Annotated in this window: 33 protein-coding genes and 2 tRNA genes; 5 read left to right on the top strand and 30 right to left on the bottom strand. The window is 35.2% G+C overall.

The window, feature by feature from the left end; all coding sequences use genetic code 11:
• Positions 1 to 6 precede the first annotated feature (6 nt).
• The 28 genes from rpsK to carA all read right to left on the bottom strand — a co-directional run bounded on the left by rpsK (position 7) and on the right by carA (position 14,301).
• Positions 7 to 393 (bottom strand): 30S ribosomal protein S11, encoded by a 387-nt coding sequence (rpsK, locus tag OPR52_RS03260; protein WP_265038421.1) that lies wholly within the window; start codon positions 391 to 393, stop codon positions 7 to 9.
• Positions 394 to 417: 24 nt separating this feature from the next.
• A complete protein-coding gene (gene rpsM, locus OPR52_RS03255; RefSeq protein WP_010962745.1) occupies positions 418 to 786 on the bottom strand; it encodes a 30S ribosomal protein S13 in 369 nt (122 codons plus the stop codon).
• 59 nt (positions 787 to 845) lie between these two features.
• Entirely contained in the window at positions 846 to 1,487 is a 642-nt protein-coding gene (locus OPR52_RS03250; RefSeq protein WP_077188177.1) for an adenylate kinase family protein, read from the bottom strand.
• Positions 1,484 to 2,812 (bottom strand): preprotein translocase subunit SecY, encoded by a 1,329-nt coding sequence (secY, locus tag OPR52_RS03245; protein ID WP_265038420.1) that lies wholly within the window; start codon positions 2,810 to 2,812, stop codon positions 1,484 to 1,486. The genes OPR52_RS03250 and secY overlap by 4 nt, the downstream gene beginning before the upstream one ends.
• A gap of 3 nt (positions 2,813 to 2,815) precedes the next feature.
• A complete protein-coding gene (rplO, locus tag OPR52_RS03240; protein WP_006279863.1) occupies positions 2,816 to 3,286 on the bottom strand; it encodes a 50S ribosomal protein L15 in 471 nt (156 codons plus the stop codon).
• Positions 3,287 to 3,289: 3 nt separating this feature from the next.
• Positions 3,290 to 3,802 carry a 30S ribosomal protein S5 gene (rpsE, locus tag OPR52_RS03235; protein WP_010962748.1) on the bottom strand — a complete coding sequence of 171 codons (513 nt, stop codon included), beginning with the start codon at positions 3,800 to 3,802 and terminating at the stop codon, positions 3,290 to 3,292.
• Positions 3,803 to 3,814: 12 nt separating this feature from the next.
• Positions 3,815 to 4,186 carry a 50S ribosomal protein L18 gene (gene rplR, locus OPR52_RS03230; protein WP_006279867.1) on the bottom strand — a complete coding sequence of 124 codons (372 nt, stop codon included), beginning with the start codon at positions 4,184 to 4,186 and terminating at the stop codon, positions 3,815 to 3,817.
• A 5-nt stretch (positions 4,187 to 4,191) separates the two neighbouring features.
• The gene (rplF, locus tag OPR52_RS03225) at positions 4,192 to 4,737 is read right to left on the bottom strand and encodes a 50S ribosomal protein L6 (protein WP_007551152.1); all 546 of its coding nucleotides are present in this window, start codon (positions 4,735 to 4,737) and stop codon (positions 4,192 to 4,194) included.
• Between the two features lie 16 nt (positions 4,738 to 4,753).
• Complete coding sequence (gene rpsH, locus OPR52_RS03220; protein WP_007551150.1) at positions 4,754 to 5,149, bottom strand: 30S ribosomal protein S8; 396 nt, start codon at positions 5,147 to 5,149, stop codon at positions 4,754 to 4,756.
• Positions 5,150 to 5,170: 21 nt separating this feature from the next.
• Positions 5,171 to 5,479: a 30S ribosomal protein S14 gene (gene rpsN / locus OPR52_RS03215; protein WP_006279345.1), complete on the bottom strand. Its 309-nt coding sequence runs from the start codon at positions 5,477 to 5,479 to the stop codon at positions 5,171 to 5,173.
• 16 nt (positions 5,480 to 5,495) lie between these two features.
• Complete coding sequence (gene rplE / locus OPR52_RS03210) at positions 5,496 to 6,029, bottom strand: 50S ribosomal protein L5 (RefSeq protein WP_010962750.1); 534 nt, start codon at positions 6,027 to 6,029, stop codon at positions 5,496 to 5,498.
• Between the two features lie 6 nt (positions 6,030 to 6,035).
• Entirely contained in the window at positions 6,036 to 6,353 is a 318-nt protein-coding gene (gene rplX / locus OPR52_RS03205; protein ID WP_006279347.1) for a 50S ribosomal protein L24, read from the bottom strand.
• Entirely contained in the window at positions 6,353 to 6,712 is a 360-nt protein-coding gene (gene rplN, locus OPR52_RS03200; protein ID WP_006279348.1) for a 50S ribosomal protein L14, read from the bottom strand. The genes rplX and rplN overlap by 1 nt, the downstream gene beginning before the upstream one ends.
• Before the next feature lie 13 nt (positions 6,713 to 6,725).
• A complete protein-coding gene (gene rpsQ / locus OPR52_RS03195) occupies positions 6,726 to 6,962 on the bottom strand; it encodes a 30S ribosomal protein S17 (RefSeq protein ID WP_007549925.1) in 237 nt (78 codons plus the stop codon).
• Positions 6,955 to 7,158 carry a 50S ribosomal protein L29 gene (rpmC, locus tag OPR52_RS03190; RefSeq protein ID WP_006279350.1) on the bottom strand — a complete coding sequence of 68 codons (204 nt, stop codon included), beginning with the start codon at positions 7,156 to 7,158 and terminating at the stop codon, positions 6,955 to 6,957. Before rpmC ends, rpsQ begins: the two co-directional genes overlap by 8 nt.
• An 11-nt stretch (positions 7,159 to 7,169) precedes the next feature.
• Entirely contained in the window at positions 7,170 to 7,583 is a 414-nt protein-coding gene (rplP, locus tag OPR52_RS03185; protein ID WP_010962752.1) for a 50S ribosomal protein L16, read from the bottom strand.
• Between the two features lie 14 nt (positions 7,584 to 7,597).
• Entirely contained in the window at positions 7,598 to 8,212 is a 615-nt protein-coding gene (gene rpsC / locus OPR52_RS03180; protein ID WP_010962753.1) for a 30S ribosomal protein S3, read from the bottom strand.
• A 39-nt stretch (positions 8,213 to 8,251) separates the two neighbouring features.
• Complete coding sequence (rplV, locus tag OPR52_RS03175; protein ID WP_007549821.1) at positions 8,252 to 8,599, bottom strand: 50S ribosomal protein L22; 348 nt, start codon at positions 8,597 to 8,599, stop codon at positions 8,252 to 8,254.
• A 5-nt stretch (positions 8,600 to 8,604) separates the two neighbouring features.
• The gene (gene rpsS / locus OPR52_RS03170) at positions 8,605 to 8,889 is read right to left on the bottom strand and encodes a 30S ribosomal protein S19 (protein WP_006279181.1); all 285 of its coding nucleotides are present in this window, start codon (positions 8,887 to 8,889) and stop codon (positions 8,605 to 8,607) included.
• 3 nt (positions 8,890 to 8,892) lie between these two features.
• Entirely contained in the window at positions 8,893 to 9,717 is an 825-nt protein-coding gene (rplB, locus tag OPR52_RS03165; protein ID WP_015589143.1) for a 50S ribosomal protein L2, read from the bottom strand.
• Between the two features lies 1 nt (position 9,718).
• The gene (locus OPR52_RS03160; protein ID WP_015589144.1) at positions 9,719 to 10,006 is read right to left on the bottom strand and encodes a 50S ribosomal protein L23; all 288 of its coding nucleotides are present in this window, start codon (positions 10,004 to 10,006) and stop codon (positions 9,719 to 9,721) included.
• Positions 10,003 to 10,617, bottom strand: coding sequence for a 50S ribosomal protein L4 (gene rplD, locus OPR52_RS03155; RefSeq protein ID WP_012673183.1), 615 nt, complete (start codon positions 10,615 to 10,617; stop codon positions 10,003 to 10,005). The genes OPR52_RS03160 and rplD overlap by 4 nt, the downstream gene beginning before the upstream one ends.
• A 2-nt stretch (positions 10,618 to 10,619) precedes the next feature.
• Entirely contained in the window at positions 10,620 to 11,342 is a 723-nt protein-coding gene (gene rplC, locus OPR52_RS03150) for a 50S ribosomal protein L3 (RefSeq protein ID WP_006279218.1), read from the bottom strand.
• 9 nt (positions 11,343 to 11,351) lie between these two features.
• Complete coding sequence (gene rpsJ, locus OPR52_RS03145) at positions 11,352 to 11,672, bottom strand: 30S ribosomal protein S10 (protein ID WP_265038419.1); 321 nt, start codon at positions 11,670 to 11,672, stop codon at positions 11,352 to 11,354.
• 14 nt (positions 11,673 to 11,686) lie between these two features.
• Complete coding sequence (gene tuf / locus OPR52_RS03140; protein ID WP_236514841.1) at positions 11,687 to 12,859, bottom strand: elongation factor Tu; 1,173 nt, start codon at positions 12,857 to 12,859, stop codon at positions 11,687 to 11,689.
• A gap of 78 nt (positions 12,860 to 12,937) precedes the next feature.
• Positions 12,938 to 13,008: transfer RNA gene (locus OPR52_RS03135), tRNA-Gly, on the bottom strand.
• A gap of 4 nt (positions 13,009 to 13,012) precedes the next feature.
• Positions 13,013 to 13,095: transfer RNA gene (locus OPR52_RS03130), tRNA-Tyr, on the bottom strand.
• Between the two features lie 114 nt (positions 13,096 to 13,209).
• Positions 13,210 to 14,301 (bottom strand): glutamine-hydrolyzing carbamoyl-phosphate synthase small subunit, encoded by a 1,092-nt coding sequence (gene carA, locus OPR52_RS03125; protein WP_265038418.1) that lies wholly within the window; start codon positions 14,299 to 14,301, stop codon positions 13,210 to 13,212.
• A gap of 205 nt (positions 14,302 to 14,506) precedes the next feature.
• Between carA and OPR52_RS03120 the strand changes: the two genes are divergently transcribed.
• Positions 14,507 to 15,001: a hypothetical protein gene (locus OPR52_RS03120; protein ID WP_010962761.1), complete on the top strand. Its 495-nt coding sequence runs from the start codon at positions 14,507 to 14,509 to the stop codon at positions 14,999 to 15,001.
• Positions 15,002 to 15,757: 756 nt separating this feature from the next.
• On the opposite strand, the gene OPR52_RS03115 is transcribed toward OPR52_RS03120, so the two are convergent.
• Positions 15,758 to 17,125, bottom strand: coding sequence for a hypothetical protein (locus OPR52_RS03115; RefSeq protein WP_265038417.1), 1,368 nt, complete (start codon positions 17,123 to 17,125; stop codon positions 15,758 to 15,760).
• 81 nt (positions 17,126 to 17,206) lie between these two features.
• Complete coding sequence (gene glpX, locus OPR52_RS03110) at positions 17,207 to 18,133, bottom strand: class II fructose-bisphosphatase (RefSeq protein ID WP_077188185.1); 927 nt, start codon at positions 18,131 to 18,133, stop codon at positions 17,207 to 17,209.
• Positions 18,134 to 18,166: 33 nt separating this feature from the next.
• On the opposite strand from glpX, the gene OPR52_RS03105 reads away from it, so the two are divergent.
• Genes OPR52_RS03105 through OPR52_RS03090 form a run of 4 tightly spaced genes read left to right on the top strand, consistent with a single transcriptional unit; the run spans position 18,167 to position 21,468 of the window.
• Positions 18,167 to 18,343, top strand: a complete 177-nt coding sequence (locus tag OPR52_RS03105) for a hypothetical protein (protein WP_265038416.1) — start codon at positions 18,167 to 18,169, stop codon at positions 18,341 to 18,343.
• Positions 18,333 to 18,761 carry a hypothetical protein gene (locus OPR52_RS03100; protein ID WP_264722787.1) on the top strand — a complete coding sequence of 143 codons (429 nt, stop codon included), beginning with the start codon at positions 18,333 to 18,335 and terminating at the stop codon, positions 18,759 to 18,761. The genes OPR52_RS03105 and OPR52_RS03100 overlap by 11 nt, the downstream gene beginning before the upstream one ends.
• The gene (gene ltrA, locus OPR52_RS03095) at positions 18,746 to 20,047 is read left to right on the top strand and encodes a group II intron reverse transcriptase/maturase (protein WP_265037833.1); all 1,302 of its coding nucleotides are present in this window, start codon (positions 18,746 to 18,748) and stop codon (positions 20,045 to 20,047) included. Before OPR52_RS03100 ends, ltrA begins: the two co-directional genes overlap by 16 nt.
• An 11-nt stretch (positions 20,048 to 20,058) precedes the next feature.
• Complete coding sequence (locus OPR52_RS03090) at positions 20,059 to 21,468, top strand: ankyrin repeat domain-containing protein (protein ID WP_265038415.1); 1,410 nt, start codon at positions 20,059 to 20,061, stop codon at positions 21,466 to 21,468.
• The last annotated feature ends 47 nt before the right edge of the window (positions 21,469 to 21,515 follow it).

Genomic DNA, 21,515 nt, shown 5'->3' with positions numbered 1-21,515 from the left:
AATATCCTATACTCTTCTTTTTTTTCTTAACCTGCACCCATTATGAGGAATTGCGGTTTTATCTGCAATTGAAGTCACAGTCAACCCACAGCTCTGAAGTGCTTTAACCGCAGCTTCGGTACCAAAGCCAGGACCGCGAATTATTACAGAGACAACCTTCATACCAAATCTCTCCATTGCGTTCTTCGCAGCAGACTCCGCAGCCTTACCTGCAGCATAAGGTGTGGATTTTCTCGAACCTGAAAAACCACATGCACCCACAGAAGTTTGACATAGCGTATTACCATGAACATCAGTTACATTTACAAAAGTATTATTAAAAGTTGCACGAATATGGACAACACCAGTAATAAACTCCTTCTTACTCTTACTAACCTTTTTGACTTTTTTCATTAAAACTCACAATAATAATAAATTTTATTTTTTCCCAGCAATAGGCAACCGAGATCTACCTTTACGAGTCTTAGCATTAGTATGAGTCCTTTGCCCTCTCACAGGTAAACCTTTTCTATGTCTCACCCCTCTATAGCATCCCATTTCCACTAAAGATTTTATGTTCATAGCCACTTCTTTTCTGAGCTCACCTTCTATAACATAATTTTGTCTAATGAAACCGCTGATCTTTTCTATATCTTCATCTCGTAATTCTGAAACACGTTTGCGCTTATCAACTTCGCAAGCGTGACAAATTACATTCGCAGTAGCAATACCTATACCATATATATAAGTTAATGCAAAAGGAACACATTTCCTCACTGGAATATTTATGCCTGCAATACGTGCCACTGGTACCTCGATACTTTATTAATAACAACTCTTAATTTATACCATAAAACAACTCAGAGTCAAACCAAATTACAAGAAATTTTACTTTCAATCTCTTGCGTTACCTCATCAACACTCAAATTAGCGTCAATTGTTAATAATTTGCCTTTATAATACTCGCGTAAACCTTTCATTTGAAGGTGATATTCACTTATTCTCTTATTAATTGCAGACATATCAGCATCATCAATTCTTTTCTCTAACCTCGTACTTTTACATTTAGCACAAGTAGTACTCTTAAAAGAAGATACACTATATATGCTTTTACAGTCCAAACACGCGAGACGATTTTTTAACCTATCGATTGCAATATTATCGTCAAGCTGCAGCTCAACTACAATGTCAACATCCCTATTATATTTTTCTTGCAAAACTTGAGTCAAAAAATGAGCCTGGTTTAAATTTCTCGGAAAACCATCTAATAAGCAATTATCATCCACTAATGCAATCTGGTCACGTAATAATCCACATATAATTTCATCTTGAATTAAATTACCAGATTCCACGGTACCCTTTATTTTTTTACCTAACTCACTACTGCTAGATATAATATTCCTTAATAAATCCCCTACTGAAATTAATTTTAAATTATATTTTGCTATTAACAAGCTTGACTGAGTACCTTTACCAGAACCTGGAGGACCAAAAATCGTAATGATCATCTTACTTTCCTCGTTTTAGACTCATATTTCTTTATCCAGTTGTCGTACCTATTTGAAAAAATATAAGATTGTATTTGCATAATAGTATCAGTAATAACGTTCACTATAATCAGTAAGCTCGTCCCACCAAAAATAAATGGTATATCATAATAATATCTCATAACTTCAGGTACAGTACATATGACTACCAAATACGCAGAGCCAATGAATGTCAACTTAAAAACTATATCTTGAAGGTAATCAGAAGTATGTTTCCCAGGCCTTCTACCAGGTATAAAACCACCATTTTTTTTAAGAAAATCTGCGTTTTCCTCTGGATTAAATATAAAATTGGTATAGAAAAAATTAAAAAATACTATCAGCACCAAATAGGCTACAATATATACTACTTTATTTGCCATAAAGTAATTCAAAATAAAATCAGAAAAAGCGTGCCCCTTATAGAAATTTGCAATTGAAATAGGTGTCAATAAAATTGCATTAGCAAAAATGGTTGGTACTACACCAGATAAATTAATCTTCAATGGAATATAAGTAAAATCGTCATTATGTAATCTTTTAAATTGCTTTTTAGGATGTTGAACAATAACCTTTCTATAAGAAGACTCTACAAAAATGACTAAGAGTAGCAGCAAAAAAAACAATACCAAAACAAAAAGGATAATAAATAACGATACGCTACCGTTTTTATTTAACGTTAACAAAGATGACAAAGCGCTGTGTAACTCTGATATTATACCCGTGAAAATGATTAATGAGATACCATTGCCTATACCGCTAGCGCTGATTCGTTCACCAAGCCATATTAAAAGCATAGTTCCACCTAAAAGGCTGAAAACACCTATTGTACGAAACATAACACCAGGTTCGATTACAACCAATACCCCTTCCCTATTCATCCCTTCCAATCCAACCAAAATTGGAATTGATTGAAATACACAAATTACTATGGTCAGATAGCGTATATAAGAATTCATCTTTCTAAGGCCTGACTCTCCATCATTCTTAACTTCCTTCATTCCTTTAATCGCAGAAGAAAGTAACTGAATAATGATAGAAGCCATTATATATGGCATAACGTTCAATGCTAGAATTGTCATTCTAGCCAATGCACCACCAGAAAATAAATTAAATACTCCAAAAACGCCTGAGCCATCTTTGGGAAATATATCATTAATTACATCAAGATTAATTCCAGGAATAGGCACATAAGTACCCAAGCGATAGCAAATTAAAGCTATTAGCGTAAAAAATATACGCTTTAATAAATCGCCTTTATATAACAACGTAGGATCCAAGCTATTAAATACTGATTTATTGCCCATGACTTACGATAGTATTTCCACACTACCACCAACTGAAGCTACAGATTTTTTTGCAGCTTCTGACGCAAAATCAACATGAAACACAAATTTTTCGCTCAACTTACCTTTATTAAGAAGTTTAATTTTATCCTTAATAGACTTTATAAAACCTAATTTATACAGCCTCTCCTTATCTATAACAGAGTCTTTCACTATTTTTTTAGCTTCCATTAAGCGCTGTATATCGCCAACATTAATTATAGAGTATATGCTCCTACGTATAGGCTTAAAACCTCTTTTAGGCAAACGAGTATATATAGACTGTTGTCCACCCTCAAAACCATTTATAGAAACTCCACTTCTAGCCTTCTGCCCTTTATGCCCTCTACCGGATGTTTTACCTTTACCACAACCGATACCTCTACCCAGCAACTTAGGCTTCTTTTTCTTAGATAATTTAGTAAATATAGAGTTTAATTTTACAGCATTATTCATACTTTACCTGTTTCCAACTATCTCGCTAATCTTTTTGCCTCTTTTGCTTGCTACCTGACGAGGAGATAACATACTATCAAAAGCCTTAAACACCGCACATATAACGTTATGAGGATTATTTGATCTAGTGGATTTAGCTACCACATCCTTTATACCTAACACCTCAAAAACTGATCTAATCGCTCCACCAGCAATAATACCTGTTCCGGCTCTTGCGGTTCTTAAAACTATCTCACCAGAACAAAATTTAGCTTTAATATCATGATGCAAAGTTCTACCTTCACGCAAGTACACTCTAATCATTGATTTCTTTGCAGCATTTACAGCTTTGACTCTTGCTTCAGCAACTTCTGCGTGCTTACCTATTCCACACCCTACCCTACCCTTCTCATCGCCAACAACAACCAAAATTGAAAATGAAAATCTTCTACCACCTTTGGTAACCGTTGTCACTCTTCGTACCGAAACTAAAAGCTCTGATAAATCATTATTATTTTGTAAATTCTTTATAGCCATATTCAAAACCTTCTAAAATTCAAATCCAGAACTTCTTAAAGCCTCAGCAAATTGAGAAACTAATCCTGTGTATTTATACGCTCCACGATCAAACGTAAGCTGCTGCTCTAATTTCATGCCAGACAGACGCTCAACCATTAAAGAAGAAACCTGTTTTATAGTTTCAGCGTTGACTTTCCCTTTACATACATCCTTAATTTTAGCATCCAAAGTAGAAGCTGAAGTGAGAGTTATTCCTTTTACATCATTAATTAACTGGACATAAAAATGCCTATTAGATTTAAATATGGATATACGTAAACGTTCAGCGCTCTTGTCAAGCTTCGCTCTATTACGTAACTTCCTTTTTTCAGAATTACTTAAAAAATTATACGATCTTTTCATTTTTATTACTTCTTTTTACTTACAACCTTACGCAGCATAAATTTGCCTTTTATTACAACACCCTTACCTTTATAAGGATCATATTTTCTAATTTTGCATATATCAGACGCCACCATATAGACCTTCTGCTTATCCATACCACTAACTACTAAGTGAGTTGGCTTTATGCACTTAATCTCAACATCTTTAGGCACTTTATATTTAACATTATGGCTATAACCAAGATATAAAGTCAAATACTTACCATCACACTCTGCCTTATATCCCACACCGTTAATCTCAAGATTAACAGAAAAACCATCAACCATGCCGTTAATGATATTATTAATATTACTCCTATAAGTGCCCCACATAGGCTTTATTTTATCATAATTATCTTTATCTTGATCAACAGAAAGCAATAGCTGATTATCAATAATCTGACACACAACATCCCTGATCAAGCTAACTTCCTTTTCAGCCTTAGCACTCTTTATTAACATACTACCATTATTATATTCAACTGAAACACCAGCAGGAATATTGATAGGAGCAGCACCTATACGAGACATGAATTTCTCCTATTATTTAAAACACACGACACAAAACTTCTCCACCAACCTTTAACTTATGTGCATTATAATCAGTCATCACTCCTTTGGGTGTCGATATAATAAAAATACCAAGACCATTATATGCTTTAGAAATGTCCTTATACTTAGAATAACGACGACAACCAGGCTTTGACACCCTAACTATGTCACTAATTACAGGTGACTTCTCATAATACTTCAATTTTACAATGAAAGAAGGTAAATTATCTACAACTTGCTTTTCATAATCAAGGATATACCCTTCCTCTTTTAAAATCTCCAATATAGAAGAATTCATCTTAGAAAATAGTACCCTTGTTGCCCTATGCATTGCCAATTGAGCATTACGTATCCTTGTTAAAAAATCACCAATACTATCAGATAACGCCACAATATACTCCTTATATTATATTTACCAACTAGACTTTGTAACTCCTGGAATTTGCCCAAAAGAACATAAATCACGCAAAACAATTCTACATAAACCAAATTTTCTATATACTCCTCTTGGTCTCCCAGTTAAAGCACACCTATTTCTAATTTTGGTTTTAGAAGAATTTCTAGGCAATTTTTTAATTAATTTATTTTGAGCTGTAAACCTTTCTACAATAGACAAATTCTTATTATTTATTATAGATTTCAATTTTTCTCTTTTTTCTTTATATTGATCGCACAACTTTATTCTGCGAAGATTTCTTTCTATCATAGATTTTTTTGCCATATATTTCTCCTCTCAATTAATCAAAAAAAGGAAATTTAAGAGCCAGTAATAATTCCTTTGCTTCCTTATCACTAACTGCACTTGTTATAATATTAATATCCATACCTCTAATTTTACTTATTTTATCATAGTCTATTTCTAAAAACGAGATATGTTCCTTTATACCAAAGGAAAAATTACCATTACCGTCAAATTGCTTCACACTAAATCCTCTAAAATCTTTTTCCCTTGGCAAAGCAATATATATCAATCTTTCTAAAAACTCATACATTTTATCTCTACGCAAAGTTACTTTGCAACCTACTGTAGCACCTTTTCTGATCTTGAAGCCAGAAATAGATTTTTTTGCAAAAGTTGATAAAGGCTTCTGCCCAGCAATCAAATATAGGCTATCAAGTGGTTCATTTATTGCTTTACTATCTGTAGCAGCATCTCCAACGCCCATATTGATACACACCTTGACAAGTTTAGGCACTTGCATTATATTGCCGTAATTAAACTTATCCTTCAAGGACTTTACTATGCTATCTTTATACAATTCTTTAAACATATCAACCTAATCTATCACTTCTCCAGAAACTTTTGCAAAACGCACTTTTCTACCGTCTATAACCTTAAACCCCACTCTAGTTGGAGTTTTATATTTAGGGTCCAATGTTGCAACGTTGGATATATCAATAGCTAACTCTTTATTTAATATACCACCACTACTACCAGCTTTTGGTTTAGTATGTCTCTTATGCACATTCACTCCAGAAACAATTACTTTCTTTTTAGCATCACGTGCTATAACTTTGATTACCTTACCAATTTTTCCCTTATCTTTACCAGTTAAAACTATAACGTCGTCACCACTTTTTATTTTAGCACTCATTATAAAACCTCAACAGCTAATGACATTATCTTCATAAAAGAACCAGATGATAACTTTTTTACCGGACCAAACACCCGAGTGCCAAGTGGTTCACCTTGATCGTTAATCAAAACTACAGCATTGCTAGAAAAACGAATTACAGAACCATCAGATTTTCTAATAGGGCTTTTCACCCTCACCACAACTGCTCTATATACTTTTCCCTTCTCAACTTTCCCTCTTGGAGTAATAGATTTAGTAGATACAATAACTGTGTCACCTATAGATGCAGACTTTCTACCACCCAATAAACCAATACAAAGCACTGCACGCGCGCCAGAATTATCAGCTACTTCCAACAATGTATTTTTTTGAATCATATAAATATCCTATTCAATGTGAGCTATTAACAATAACCCATTTTTTAGTAGTAGAAATAGGCTTGTGTTCTTGTATTAAAACCTTGTCCCCTTCTTTACAACTATTATTCTCATCATGTGCTGTATACTTCTTGTATTTTTTTATAACCTTTTTATACAGCTCATCCTTATACACTTGTAATACCGAAACCTTTACAGTCTTATCACACTTAGCCTTAGTTACAGTACCACAAAAAACCTTTTTAGGCATTCTTTTCCTCTCTTCTTCTTTTATTTAATGTAGTTAAAATACGAGCTATGCTCTTTCTTATTAAGCTAAAACGCGAAATATTGTTGCACTGGCCCAGCTTCTTTTGAAAAACCAAATTAACAAACTCTTTTCTCAAATTCACAAGAATTTCATGCAATTCTTGCGAGGACCTCGATTCAATGTCAGCTATATCCATTGCAACTCCATTTAATTATGATTAGATACAAATTTACACTTCATAGGAAGCTTAGCAGTTGCCTTTTCAAGCGCCAATCTTGCTAAATGCATGGGAACATCACTGCTAATTTCAAACAACATTCTACCGGGCTTAGCTTTAAATACCCAAAACTCAACACTACCTTTCCCTTTACCCATACGCACATCCGCCGGCTTTTTACTAACAGGGGTATCAGGAAAAATTCTTATCCACACTTTACCAGAGCGTTTTAATGTTCTAGATATTACACGCCTTGCAGTTTCAATATGCTTAGATTGAATCCTACCTGCTTCCATAGCCTTTAGACCATAATCTCCAAAAGATAATGTGCTACCACCTTTCGTGTTACCCTTAATTCGTCCTTTAAATACTTTTTTATATTTACTTTTTTTAGGAATAAACATTTCAATATACCTAATTAGTTACCAATATAAACCCAGACCTTAACTCCTATGATGCCATATATAGTTTTTGCTTCAGCAAAAGCATAATCTATATTAGCACGTAAAGTATGCAAAGGCAAACGGCCTTCTTTATACCACTCAGTACGAGCTATCTCAGCTCCGCCAAGGCGCCCAGAACAACTTACTTTAATACCTCTAGCACCCATCCTCAAACAACTTTGAATAGCTTTTTTCATCGCTCTTCTAAATGAAACCCTTTTTTCTAACTGCTGTGCAATGCTGTTTGATATTAAAACTGCATCTATTTCAGACCTTTTAACCCCTACTACATTCACTTCCACATTATTTTTTACTTTTTCAGCTATCTTTTGCTTTATCTTCTCAATATCCGAGCCTTTCTTACCTATTATCACTCCAGGTCTAGAAGAATGTATTATTACAGATACCAAATCGATCGTACGCTCTATAATTACTTTAGAAACACCAGCATGCTTAAAAGATTCATTTATATAACTGCGAATAGATAAATCTTGATGCAACCCTTGTTTATAACCCTTCTCAGCATACCAAATAGATGACCAAGTATTAATTATTTTTAACCTAAATCCTTTAGGATTAACGTTTCCCATATTTTTGCACTTTCCTTATTAATTTTCTATTTTTATGAATCATATAATTTCCCCCAATTTTACAGTTATATTACTATAACGTTTACTAACTCTATTAGCTCTACCCATAGCTTTTGGACATACCCTACGCAAAGTAAGAGACTTACCTATTAAAATTTCTTTTATATATAAATTATCGATATCCAATCCATAATTTTGAGCATTAGCAATCGCAGAATTTAATACCTTCCTTATAAGACCTGCAGCTTTCTTTTCACAAAATCTTAATTGCACAGTGGCAAAAGAAACTTTTTTATTACGTACTAAACCAGCAACCAAATTCAATTTACGAGGAGTTGATTTTAAAACCCTAGAACCAGCTTTAACTATTACATCTCTGTTTTTCATATCAATTACCTTCTTGTCGCCTTTTTATCACCACTATGCCCAGTAAATTTACGAGTGGGTGAAAACTCACCAAACTTATGACCTATCATATTCTGATCATTAACATTCACAGGAATGTAATCCTTACCATTATAAACAGCAAACTTTAAACCTAAACAATTAGGAAGAATTACAGAAGCCCTGGAATGAACTTTTATAGCCATGTTAACAAACCCCTTGTTTAAAGCATTATTCACCGACTTTAATATAGAAGGATGACAAAAAGGAGGCTTCCATGCAGATCTACTCATAAACTAACCTTTCAATTGTTTTATATACTTATCACTAGATTTATTTCTCCTTCGAGTTTTCTTTCCTTTTGTTGCAACACCCCAAGGAGTAACAGGATGACGACCACCAGAGGTTTTTCCTTCCCCGCCTCCATGAGGATGGTCAACCGGATTCATTGCAACTCCACGTACAGTAGGTCTAATCCCAAGCCACCTACTTCTCCCAGCTTTACCCAACTTTCTATTCTTATGGTCAGGGTTAGATACTACACCAATAGTAGCCTTGCAAGAAGATAAAATCAACCTAATTTGACCAGACCTGAGTCGTAATAAAACATATTGGCCATCACGACCAACGATTTGTGCATAACAACCAGCAGCTCTAGCAATCGCAGCACCATTACCTGGCTTCAGCTCAACATTATGAACGAAAGAACCAACAGGTATATGCTTGAGTAGTAAACAATTCCCTGGCAAAATATCAGCATCATTCCCAGCTGTAACAACATCACCTGGCTTCATACCTTGAGGAGCTAATATATAAGACTTAATATCATCTTCCTTATATGATATTAACGCCAAAAACCCACTTCTATTTGGGTCATACTCTATTTTTTCAACTATACCTTGACCACTTCTATTACGCTTAAAATCTATCACTCTATACTTCTTTTTGTGACCACCACCCCTATGACGAGTTGTAATTCTACCATGATTATTTCTTCCACCACTGGACTTTTTACCGGATGTAAGAGACTTTTCTGGCTCATCTTTTGATAAACCAACTTTACTTACTAACACAGTCCCACGAGAAGACGGAGTAACAGGATTAAAAAATTTCATACCCATACTAAACGCTCATTATATCTAATTTTTGACCATCCATCAAAGAAAAATAAACTTTCTTTTTCTGTTTTTCACAACCAATCACACCCCTAAAACGCCTATATTTAGGCTTAATTCTAACAACATTTATAGAAGAAATTTTAACATCAAATAGAGACTCTATTGCCAACTTTATTTGACGCTTATTTACATTTACAAAAACATACAAAGAATATTTATTAAACTTCTCCCTCAAAAAAGAGGCCTTTTCTGTAATTATAGGAGATTTTATTATATTATTATATTTGATCATAACAATCTACCTTCAAGATGCTTTAAAGTATCCTTTGTCAACATCACGCATTCGTGATTCAATATATCAAAAACATTTAACCCAATAGGTTTGATTAAGTCTACATAGTGCAAGTTTTTAGCCGCACGCAACAAATCATCTCCATAATCACCAACTATCAAAAAGGAAGAAAATTTAAAATTTTTAATACATTTACACATTTCAGACGTTTTCTTCACATCAATATTTAAATTATCCAGAATAATTACTTGATTATTTAAATACTTTAGAGATAAAGCAATTTTTAAACCAAATTTGCGTACCTTCTTATTAAGAGAATAAGTATGACTCCTCACAACAGGGCCGAAAATAATCCCACCACCTCTAAATTGAGGAGATCGCAAGCTCCCTTGTCTTGCCCTACCGGTACGTTTTTGACCATAAGGTTTAGCTGTTGTACCAGAGACATCACTAATACCTTTTGTTTTATGAGTACCAGCTCTTCTCTTCGCTAATTGCCATCTCACTATATCATGCAAAATACTCAATTTTTGCTTAGCAGAAAATATCAAAGGATTGAGCTGAGCAGTACCTACATTATCATTAGATAGATTAACTAAATTACATTCCATAACTAACTTACCAAATTACTAGCATCATCATTTACATCTAACAGTAAACCTACCGGAAAAGGAACATCTTTATGTAAAGATTTTTTAACTGCATCTCTTACAAAAACATAGGAATTTTTAAACCCAGGAACATTATTACCCTTCACAGCAATTATACTATTTTCATGATCAATGGATAATATCTTCATATTTTGTGCAGTTATCCTGCTGTTACCTAAATGACCAGCCATTTTCTTTCCTTTGAATACTCTACCAGGATCCTGACATTGGCCAGTGGAACCTTGTGATCTGTGAGCAATAGAAACACCATGAGATGCCCTAAGCCCACTGAAATTATGCCGCTTCATCACACCAGCAAATCCTTTACCTATAGAATAACCCGTAATATCAAGATATTGACCAACCACAAAATGATTGATTCCCACTTTTTTACCACATTCTATTCCCGACAGGTCATTTAATCTACTTTCGTATAACTTACATTTATTATTTATACCCTTTTTCTTTAAATATTCCAACTGAGGTTTTGCTATATTTTTAAAATCTCCTGTGCCTAAAATGACTGAATTATAGCCACATTTATCTTGTCCTTTTATATCAATAATATAAGTTTCGCTGAGATGCAATAAAGTTACAGCCATGCGACTATTGTCAGAATACATAGCAGTATGACCAATATTCATCATTAGTAAACCAATTCTCCTCAGCGAATTTATTCTCTTCATTTCCTTCTCCTAAACCTTAACTTCCTTGACTTTTAAATCCACTTCTACGCCAGCAGAAAAAGATAAATCTGTAAGCATCTGCATCATAGTAGGAGTAAGATCATGTAAAACAATCAAACGCCTAGAAGTTCTCATTTCAAACTGTTCACGAGATTTTTTATCAACGTGAGGAGATCTATTAACAATAAATTTAGAATCTTTCCTTGGCAACGCAATCGGACCAGATAATTTTGCACTGGACCGCTTTAATTCATCAACAAATTTTCGAACACACTCCTCCAATAAAGAACAATCGAAAGCCTTAATGTTAATATATATATCTTGCTTCATCTTAGTTACTACTCTCACTCCAAAATTTCAGAAACAACACCAGAACCAACAGTTCTACCACCTTCTCTTATCGCAAAACGCAATCCCTTATCCATCGCTATCGGTACTTGCAATTCTACTTCTATACTCACATTATCTCCTGGCATTACCATCTCCTTCCCATCTAGCAATTTTACGCTCCCAGTTACATCTGTTGTCCTTAAATAAAACTGTGGCTGGTAATTCGCAAAAAATGGTGTATGCCTTCCTCCTTCCTCTTTCTTTAATATATAAACCTCCGCCTTAAACTTTCTATGCGGTGTTATCGTCCCCGGTTTCGCTAATACTTGCCCTCTCTCCACTTCTTCTCTTTTTGTTCCTCTTAACAATATTCCTACATTGAGTCCTGCACTTCCCTTATCCAGCAACTTCTTAAACATCTCAACACCTGTGCATATCGTCTTTTGCGTCGCTTTCAGACCTATTATCTCTATCTCTTCTCCCGTCTTTATCTCTCCCTTCTCTATTCTTCCTGTTACCACTGTTCCTCGCCCCGATATCGAAAATACATCTTCGATTGGCAATAAAAATGGTAAATCCACAGGCCTTGGTGGAACCGCTACATATTCATCTAACTTTTCCATCAATTTGTCTATTGATTTCTTTCCATATTCGCTGCTGTCATCCTCCAGCGCTTTCAATGCAGATCCCACTACCACAGGAACTTCATCCCCTGGAAATCCGTATTTATTCAGCAATTCCCTCACTTCCATTTCTACTAAATCCATCATATCAGCATCAGCAACATCAGCTTTATTTATATACACCACGATATATCCAACACCTACCTGCTTCGCCAGCAATATATGCTCTCTCGTTTGTGGCATTGGCCCATCAACCCCTGACACTACCAATATCGCCGCATCCATCTGTGCTGCACCTACTATCATGTTCTTTACATAGTCAGCATGTCCAGGACAATCAACGTGTGCATAATGCCTTTTTTCCGTCTGATATTCAACATGCGCTGTTGCTATCGTTATCCCCCTCTTCCTTTCTTCTGGCGCCTTATCTATCTGATCATACGCTACAAAATTTCCATAATGCTTTGTTATCGCCGCTGTTAACGTTGTCTTCCCATGATCCACATGTCCTATTGTTCCCACATTTACATGCGGCTTTCCAAATGCTTCCACTATTGCTGTCATAATTTAAACTTTTCTACCTAAAATACAAATACATCAATAAATAATATGTTGATTTTATAAAAATACAACAAAAAAAAGAGCGGATAGTGGGAATCGAACCCACGTCACTAGCTTGGAAGGCTAGAGCTCTACCATTGAGCTATACCCGCACAATGGAGGAGGTAGGATTCGAACCTACGTACGCTCACGCGGACAGATTTACAGTCTGTTACCTTTAACCACTCGGTCACTCCTCCGCAAAAATTTGTTAAGAGAATACTATTTTAGCATCTTAACTTAAGCTCTTATTGTATTTAATACTAAACGCCTAAAATTAAAAAATCAAGCAATAAAACCTACCCTGATTAAAATCACGCAGATTTCATTTTATACAACACAATATTGTCAATAAAACGTTTAAACAAATAATGCGAATCATGCGTACCTGGCGCTTCTTCTGGATGGTATTGCACAGAAAAGACTGGGTAATCCTTCATCATTATTCCCTCTACACTATTATCAAATAGAGAAATGTGAGTAATTTCAACATTACTTAGAAGAGAAGCTGAATCAACAACGAAACCATGATTTTGGCTAGTGATCTCAACTTTTCCACTAATTACATCATAAACTGGATGGTTACTCCCTCGGTGACCTATATCCATCTTGATGGTCTTTGCCCCCAAAGTAATCGCAAGTAATTGATGGCCCATGCATATGCCAAAAATTGGTATTTTAGATTTTATAATAATGTCTATTTCTGAAACTACACTTTCTCCTATTTCTTGCGGATCACCAGGACCATTTGAAAGCACTATCCCATCTGGATTCATACTCAACACTTTTTGAGCAAAACCTGTGCTTGGTCTGATTAATTCAACTGTACAACCAAGTTCTATTAAGCGTGAAATTATACTGATTTTTACGCCAAAATCAACGATTACAACCCTATATTTTGCATTAAGGTCACTTTTAAAATTACTATGCAAGCTGACTTTATTGGTTATTTCTATCCCATTTACAGATTTGTATTCCTTCAATTTGTCCAACGCATGCGCCTTACTCGATGAGCATATCATTCCATTTTGAGATCCATGTTCTCTCAAATGTCTCGTTAAAGCTCTAGTATCAACTCCTGATATCCCAATCACGTTACTTTTCTCTAACCAATCATTTAAACTGATATATGAAGAAGGGTGGGACATAGAAGAAAGTTCACGCATAACCACACCACTTGCAAAAATTTTCTTTCCTTCATTATCCTTATGGTTTATTCCAACGTTACCAATATGAGGAAAAGTGAACGTTATAATTTGATCGGCAAAAGAAGGATCAGTTATAGTATGCTGATAACCGTTCATACCAGTGGTAAAACAGACCTCACCTATGCATTTGCCTTTTTTACCTACTGATTTTCCCCAAAAGCACTTGCCATCTTGTAAAATTAAAACTGCGTCCTGCACTTCATTATCTATTTAACTGATTCAAAACAGTATACAAGAATTTCAAATAATACGTAACTCTTTCTAAAATTCCAAATTTAACCACGAAGCAGCAAAAAATAACATGAAAAACTTTTAATACAATCTTTCATATAAAATATATAGTTGACTACCTTCATATTTCGTATTAGATATAGGTAAATCATAAGTAAAGTGGAGGGTAATAATGAACACTGGTACAAATCAATCAAAAAAAATAAATGAGAAGTGGTTAGCTGGAGGAATTGGCGCGCTATTATTTGTAATGATGCTACCGTCGATTCTTCTTTTAGCAAAAATAGCTATAGGGCTAATTATGGTTTCAGTTGCAGCAATAGCGATAAAAGTTGCCTTAAAAACAATATCGAATGCTTTAGAGGATAAACAGGCAGATCAAAGCCAAGCGACGCAACAAACAACACAAAGTAAAATTATAAACCTGGCTATTGGATTAACATCTATATTCGTAGGAGGATTATCACTATTCATTATAGCACAAACTGGCTTAATTGCAGCATGTGCAGCTATAACTGCTTTAGCTCTACACGAATATGTTAAAAATCAAGAAATAGGAAAAGAGATAAATGATAAATTCGATAAGGTAGCTGACGATACAATCAATTTTATTGTTAGCAGTGTTGAAAAACTTATTCCAACAAAGCCGCCAGGCATAACAGCCTAAACTGTCTCCGTTCAGGGCATAAGTGTTACAAGTAGCATTATATAAAGCGATTAATGGCATCCTCCTGATAATAGAATAATTGTATCTGTTCAGGGGCATCGCAAATATTGAAGCAAAAGTGGTCAGTGCTTACTATACGAATATTGTGATTTGAATCCACTAGGGAGGATGTCATCCCAGTGCCCAGACACTGGGATCCAGGAATTTTGATTAGAGATTAAATTGGTGAGTATAAAAAGTAGCTAATCCTACGTTAAAATACAACGTTTTTAATGGGACTGCGTAAAAGGGCCGGATTCCAGTGGGCTTTGTTGCATCGCTACTTATGAAAGGCTAACTATAGTTAGGATTATAAGCAACCTATTGAAAATCTTGTTTTTTTGCAATCAATCTGATCAAATTTAAGAATAGTAATTTGTTATTTATATTAATAAATTTAATTCTATTGAAAATAGCTAAAGCATTGAAATTCTTGAATTTTAGCCGGATTGGTAAATGGTAGTGAAATTTCTTTTACTCAAATTTAGGTATTCATTGACCGTTCTTGTTATAAATACCAGAATAATAAGCTACTGATATTCCCTATCTTTTTTATCTTTAATCCATCATAGCTAGCGATGCAACAAAGCCATTCCAGTGTCAAGCACTGGAATGACACCTTTGTGTTTGAGGCAAAACCTGCTATAACATTTCTTCGCAAACAAACGTTCGTACAGTTATGTATCAGCTACTTTCATGGCACCATTTGTTGTAAACTCACATTTCTCTATGATTATCTTTATTTGCCGCTTTCCCGAACGGATGCTCTACAGTTATTTCCTCATTAATAGAGCGAGGTGCACCGGAACCAGGTACAACGATATTCTCGTGCGATTGCATATCCTTCTTTTCCTCACATGGTGTTTGCTTAATGAAATGTGCTGCTAAAACTTCATGTAAAGCTTTACCTTTTATAAGCACAGCCTCGTTTTGCTTAGCTAACTCTAAAATTTTCTTTGGTTCAACATCTTTACCGTCAATAGTTGATTTTTTAATACTAACTTGACCTAAATTTATATTTAGAACAACAGTACAGTTAAGGTCTTTTCCAGATTCATCTTTTGCACCCCAACTAATTTCGATGTCACATATTGCAAATTTTGTAAAGGAGTAGTTCCTCTGTTGTTTCTCATTCTTCTCAATTGTTACTATTCTTTCACCATTGCTGTATATTTTTGCTCTTTTTACCTCGCTTTTCTCTTCTTCCATTCTTTTAGTTTTTTCAGTGAAAAGACGACTGGTTTCTAAACTTTGTTCAGGTTTAGTAATGTTGATATTAAGATGGTCATAATGATTAAGAAGACGGTTTGCATATGGACATGGCACATAACACCCATCAAAGAAAGCAATTGCACTACCAGTTTTTAGAAATTCTTGTCCATCGCTCATTCCTTCACCAATTCGAATAAGATATCTACCCAACCTCTTTTTAAAATTTTCTTTTAACTCCTCCTGATCTTTAGAAGTAAGCTTCTTATCCAATATACCCATTATTTCTTTTCGCTTACTCAATACCACATAATTGAAAAGGAAAATATCATCCTCTCGATAATAATTTGCTATCTTGTCAAATGGATCTGCCGGCCAACCGTTATTATAATTTACGAAATCAGAAGAATCTTCACACTTATTATCCTTAAAATCAAAATTCAATCTTTCAAAATCTGATAATACTTTTTCTGCCCTATCTTCAAAAGACCGAAGTCCATCTTGAAGTTCTTTTCCATAACTCATTCCTTTGTCAATTTGAAGAACATATTGACCATATTTCTTTCTAAACTCCTCCTGTTTCTCGAGGAGAGGAAGATTCCTATCTAATATATCGATTATTTCTTTCCGCTTATTCAATATTACATAGTTAAAAAGGGCACTCTCCCCCTTCTTTTCATAATCGTCTGCTATTTTGTCAAAAGACTTATTATCCTTAAACTCCAATTCCTCAAAATCTGAGAGCACACTTTGTACCTGAGTCTCATCGAATTGAAGATTTGCTTGAGGAGATAGAAGAGTCAACTTTTCTTCACTTTCCTTGGTACTCGAATTTTTGTACAAACCATTAAATAGATTTATAATACTAGAAAACATTTCACACCTCTATTGTTATAAGTAAACTTGATTATATCTTAATGCTAAATGTTGTAAAGCTAAAATTAGAAACTAAAAAAGCTAACATAAGTTCTGCATTGTTTGCAGCTTTATCAGCCTATTAGGCAGAATTATTAAAGAATTAGTTGAATAGGTATTATGATTCAATTTAACTCCATCCACAAGTTCTCCGCTTGTTACTCCAGTTGCAATGAACACTGATTCACCTCTTGCCATATCTTTTACGGCGTAGACTTTTTCTGGGTCATCAATATTTAAATTTTTTGCTCTTTCTCTTAACTGATCCGTATCAAGTACTAATCTTCCCTCCATCTGTCCGTCGATAGAGCTTAGCGCTGCAGCCGCAAGCACTCCCTCTGGTGCTCCTCCTATACCGATATACATATCATGATTGCCATTTATTAGTGAAACTATGGCCGCGACATCACCATCATCTATTAGTTTAATTTTTGCTCCTAATTTCCTGATTTTCTCTATTAATTCACTATGCCTTTCACGTTTAAGTACAGTTACCACGAGATCATTCACTTTGCACTTTTTTGCCTTGGCTAAATTGTCTAGATTCTTTTCAATGCTATTTTTTAGTGAGACTACACCCTCTGGAAGATTTTTTCCTACCGCTATTTTTTCCATATAAACATCAGGTGCATGTAAAAAATTACCTTTTTTCGTTGCAGCAAGAACAGACATTGCCCCTGGTTTGTAATGAGCACAAATCGTAGTGCCCTCAAGTGGGTCAACGGCAATGTCGATTTCAGGACCATTTCCAGTGCCAACCTTCTCGCCAATATATAGCATCGGCGCTTCATCTCTCTCACCTTCACCAATTACGATAGTACCATTTATTTCCATTGAATTTAATACTGTACGCATTGCATCAACTGCAACCTGATCAGCCCTTTTTTCATCACCAAAGCCTGCCAATTTATACGCAGCAAGTGCTGCAGCTTCGGTCACTTTAACTAATTTATAGGCTAAATCTTCCATCATTTGCTTTAAGAACTATATTCAATATATATCATGCTGCTTGAAACTGCAATATGTCTTGACTGGTTGTGGGAAAGTTGCTATAATAAACTAACATATAGTAGTAGGGTTAGTTATGGTGCGCCAAGAAGTGCTTGGAGAACAGTTGGTGAAAATCCAACACAAACAAAGTCTAGCCAAAAGTTTGGAGCAGACCACTATGTTGCATGAGGTAACGAGTGTAATAGAGCTAGTGGGATGGACAATGCAGGGCACAACGGAAGTGAAGGAGTGGAGTCCCGAAATACCTGAAGACATAGAGGTCGACATGTTCATGGCCATGGAAGACAGCATGAAGGATAACGTAAAGGCAAGTTATCACTCACTCTATCGGGATCTGAGACCGTGCCATGTATTGAAATGGACTTCAAGTGAACTTGGGAGATCCCATGCATTCCTATTAAGGTACGTTGGAACAAGTCAACAAAGGCAAGAACTAGCGGAAGATGCAGGGGAAGTCGGACTGATTGATAGTACTCAGAATGTGGGAAAGCCACGTACAAGGGGAAGCGATCAGCAATATAGTAACTGGAATAGGGATTGCTATGCCAATACAACGGAGGTAGGAATAACATGCGATATAAACTAAACCAGATAGCAGTAAGAGCAAAGCAAGATAAGCGACTAAAATTCACATCGTTAGTCCATCTGATAAATACAGAGAATCTTGCGAGATGTTATAAAGAACTGAAGCGTAACAAGGCTTGTGGAGTAGACCAGATAACAGTGGAATCATACGGAGAAAATCTGAATGAGAAACTCGAAGTGCTAGTAGAAAGTATGAAGAGGAAGCAATATCAACCACAACCAGTAAAGAGGGTATATATACCGAAAGCTGGAAGTAAAGAGAAACGCGGACTCGGAATACCATCGACCGAGGATAAATTAGTACAGATTATGCTGAAGAAGATATTAGAAAATATTTACGAGGCAAACTTTCTGGACAGCTCATATGGATTTCGACCTGGAAGAAACTGTCATCAAGCGGTAAATGCACTAGATAAAGCAGTTAAGTACAAGCCAATAAACTACATTGTAGAAGTGGATATCAAGAAGTTCTACGATAATATACAGCATAAATGGCTAATGAGGTGTCTAAGGGAACGAATAACTGACCCAAATTTGCTGTGGTTAGTAAAGCGGTTTCTCAAGGCAGGGATAGTCGAAGCTGGAAATTATGAAGCAACAAAACAAGGTACACCACAAGGCGGTATAGTAAGTCCTGTATTAGCAAATATATACTTACATTATGTGTTGGATTTATGGATAGAAAAGAAATTTAAATCAAGATCCAGAGGATATATACAACAAATAAGGTTTTGCGATGATTTTGTGGTTTGTTGCGAAAGTAAGGTAGACGCGGAAGAATTTCTGGAATTACTGAAACAAAGGCTAAATAAATTTGGGTTGGAAGTATCTGAAAACAAGACCAGAGTAGTAAAGTTTGGCAAGAGGGAGTGGCAACGAGCGATAAGAGAGAAACGAAGGACGGAAAGTTTCAATTTTCTGGGGTTTACGCACTATGGTGCAAAAAGTCGTCGTGGTAGATTAATGATGGGACATAAAACCTCTAAGTTAAATCTAGCCAGAAAACTAAAAGAAATCAAGGAGTGGTTGAAAATAGTCCGCGGAAGTATTCGACTTAAAGATTGGTGGCAAGTACTGAAGGCTAAATTAACAGGACACTATAATTACTTTGGTATTAGCGGAAATTATTGGTGTTTGAAACAATTTTACACATCAGTAAGAAAGCTAGCATTTAAATGGATAAATCGGCGTAGTCAGAAAAAGAGTATGACCTGGGAACAGTTTGTACACTACGTAGAAGTAAATCCATTACCAAAGCCAAAAATACATTTTTCTTTATATGCATAAGAGGGACGACTGTGAAAACTAATATTGATGAGCCGTGTGCGGGAAATCTGCAAGCACGGTTCTTTAGGGGGAGTTGTAGTAATAAAACTCAAACGAGAGGAGTAAAGCTACAGCTTCTACCGAACATATATAGTAATGATGATATTAGAGAGTTGTATCTAAATATAAATGAGACTGTAAAACAGAAGCCTCAAGCAAGTCTTGAAGAATTAAGTAAAGAGCTAAATGCAAGAATTGATCTAAAGCAAAAATTTCATAATGGCTGTGTGTTGGGAGATTTACTATTAGCACTTGCAATTGAAAAAAGTAATCTAGATTTTATAAAATTTCTCTTTAAAAATGAGCTAAAAATTATTAGTATCATTTCCCAACAAGAAGAAACATGCCATATTCCCAAAACTATAAATGGTCAATCTATATTAAATTATGCTGTCCATTTTGGTAATACCGAAATTTTAGATCTACTCTTACAAAATGTTAACGCAGAACAATCAAAGCTAATACCTAAAAGCAAGCTGTACAAGTTGTGTCAACAATTAAAGAGTAATGCGTTAGATAAGGCTATAGACAAAAACAATGAAAAACTTGTTACGTTACTCGTGTCAGCGATAGAGGAGAAACAAGAAAAGCAAAAAATATCTAATGAGGAAATTAAAGTAGGATCTGGCAGTAATAGTAATGCCACTAGTAAATCTATAGCAACATCAACAAAAAAAACAAATCCAACTACTGTACCAAATAGTGGTAACGGTAGGAGTGTTATTAATAAACCAGTATCTCCTGTAGTATCAACAAACGCCGGCACATCCGCTATGTCAAGCGGTAATGATAAGTCTAGTAATATAAGAACTCACGGCGATGGTCTATCAAATCATACTACTACACCAAATAGTGGTAACGGTCAGCATCATAATAACAAAAATGAAACGCCTGTAGTAACAGTGCCTTCTATATTAACAAAGAAGACAAATACCAATCAAACTGTTACACCAAATAGTGGTAACGGTCAGCATCATAATAACAAAAATAAAACGCCTGTAATACCAGAGGAAACAAATACTAAGCAAACTGCCACACCAAATAATGATAATAAAGCTAACGGCTTTGTAGATGCTCAATTTTCTATGCAAAATGAACAAGAAACTAAATATAAAGAGAGCAAAAAGGATTTTTACACCTCATTGACAAAAGATGTTGTTGGAGTTGTTATTACAGGATTATTCATTACTGCTGCTGTGATGGTTCCATTTGTAGCTGGTGCAGTAGTTTGCAGTGTCATAGCTGCTTTGATTGCAATATATACCGGGTTGCATGTAAAAAATTCTACATTACCAAGTTATAGGGAGATGAGAGAGAATGAAGTTGAACGTGTAACAGGATGTCATCCCAGTGCCCAGACACTGGGATCCAGAAGGTCATAATAAAAACTAGATTCCAGCGTCACGCGCTGGAATGACACCCTCTGGTG

The sequence above is a fragment of the Wolbachia endosymbiont (group A) of Hylaeus communis genome, from assembly GCF_947251915.1.
Taxonomy (GTDB): domain Bacteria; phylum Pseudomonadota; class Alphaproteobacteria; order Rickettsiales; family Anaplasmataceae; genus Wolbachia; species Wolbachia pipientis.
Note: the sequence above shows the minus strand (reverse complement) of the source record. Positions and strands in the feature narration are given on the sequence as shown.

Coding starts and splice junctions, on each gene's coding strand:
- glpX (WP_077188185.1), bottom strand. CDS start 18,133: ATGGAAGATTTAGCCTATAAATTAGTTAAAGTGACCGAAGCTGCAGCA.
- rplD (WP_012673183.1), bottom strand. CDS start 10,617: ATGGAATGTAATTTAGTTAATCTATCTAATGATAATGTAGGTACTGCT.
- rplR (WP_006279867.1), bottom strand. CDS start 4,186: ATGAAAAGATCGTATAATTTTTTAAGTAATTCTGAAAAAAGGAAGTTA.
- rpsE (WP_010962748.1), bottom strand. CDS start 3,802: ATGGCTATAAAGAATTTACAAAATAATAATGATTTATCAGAGCTTTTA.
- rplV (WP_007549821.1), bottom strand. CDS start 8,599: ATGAAAAACAGAGATGTAATAGTTAAAGCTGGTTCTAGGGTTTTAAAA.
- OPR52_RS03160 (WP_015589144.1), bottom strand. CDS start 10,006: ATGATCAAATATAATAATATAATAAAATCTCCTATAATTACAGAAAAG.
- rpmC (WP_006279350.1), bottom strand. CDS start 7,158: ATGGATATAGCTGACATTGAATCGAGGTCCTCGCAAGAATTGCATGAA.
- rplN (WP_006279348.1), bottom strand. CDS start 6,712: ATGATTCAAAAAAATACATTGTTGGAAGTAGCTGATAATTCTGGCGCG.
- rpsN (WP_006279345.1), bottom strand. CDS start 5,479: ATGGCAAAAAAATCTATGATAGAAAGAAATCTTCGCAGAATAAAGTTG.
- rpsQ (WP_007549925.1), bottom strand. CDS start 6,962: ATGCCTAAAAAGGTTTTTTGTGGTACTGTAACTAAGGCTAAGTGTGAT.
- tuf (WP_236514841.1), bottom strand. CDS start 12,859: ATGACAGCAATAGTGGAAGCATTTGGAAAGCCGCATGTAAATGTGGGA.
- rpsJ (WP_265038419.1), bottom strand. CDS start 11,672: ATGAAGCAAGATATATATATTAACATTAAGGCTTTCGATTGTTCTTTA.
- rplF (WP_007551152.1), bottom strand. CDS start 4,737: ATGTCTCGTATAGGTGCTGCTCCTATCAATATTCCTGCTGGTGTTTCA.
- rplE (WP_010962750.1), bottom strand. CDS start 6,029: ATGTTTAAAGAATTGTATAAAGATAGCATAGTAAAGTCCTTGAAGGAT.
- rpsS (WP_006279181.1), bottom strand. CDS start 8,889: ATGAGTAGATCTGCATGGAAGCCTCCTTTTTGTCATCCTTCTATATTA.
- rplB (WP_015589143.1), bottom strand. CDS start 9,717: ATGGGTATGAAATTTTTTAATCCTGTTACTCCGTCTTCTCGTGGGACT.
- rpsK (WP_265038421.1), bottom strand. CDS start 393: ATGAAAAAAGTCAAAAAGGTTAGTAAGAGTAAGAAGGAGTTTATTACT.
- OPR52_RS03100 (WP_264722787.1), top strand. CDS start 18,333: ATGTTGCATGAGGTAACGAGTGTAATAGAGCTAGTGGGATGGACAATG.
- rplP (WP_010962752.1), bottom strand. CDS start 7,583: ATGTTTATTCCTAAAAAAAGTAAATATAAAAAAGTATTTAAAGGACGA.
- rplO (WP_006279863.1), bottom strand. CDS start 3,286: ATGAATAATGCTGTAAAATTAAACTCTATATTTACTAAATTATCTAAG.
- OPR52_RS03120 (WP_010962761.1), top strand. CDS start 14,507: ATGAACACTGGTACAAATCAATCAAAAAAAATAAATGAGAAGTGGTTA.
- rplC (WP_006279218.1), bottom strand. CDS start 11,342: ATGAAGAGAATAAATTCGCTGAGGAGAATTGGTTTACTAATGATGAAT.
- ltrA (WP_265037833.1), top strand. CDS start 18,746: ATGCGATATAAACTAAACCAGATAGCAGTAAGAGCAAAGCAAGATAAG.
- OPR52_RS03105 (WP_265038416.1), top strand. CDS start 18,167: ATGCTGCTTGAAACTGCAATATGTCTTGACTGGTTGTGGGAAAGTTGC.
- OPR52_RS03250 (WP_077188177.1), bottom strand. CDS start 1,487: ATGATCATTACGATTTTTGGTCCTCCAGGTTCTGGTAAAGGTACTCAG.
- rpsC (WP_010962753.1), bottom strand. CDS start 8,212: ATGGGAAACGTTAATCCTAAAGGATTTAGGTTAAAAATAATTAATACT.
- secY (WP_265038420.1), bottom strand. CDS start 2,812: ATGGGCAATAAATCAGTATTTAATAGCTTGGATCCTACGTTGTTATAT.
- rplX (WP_006279347.1), bottom strand. CDS start 6,353: ATGAGTGCTAAAATAAAAAGTGGTGACGACGTTATAGTTTTAACTGGT.
- OPR52_RS03115 (WP_265038417.1), bottom strand. CDS start 17,125: ATGTTTTCTAGTATTATAAATCTATTTAATGGTTTGTACAAAAATTCG.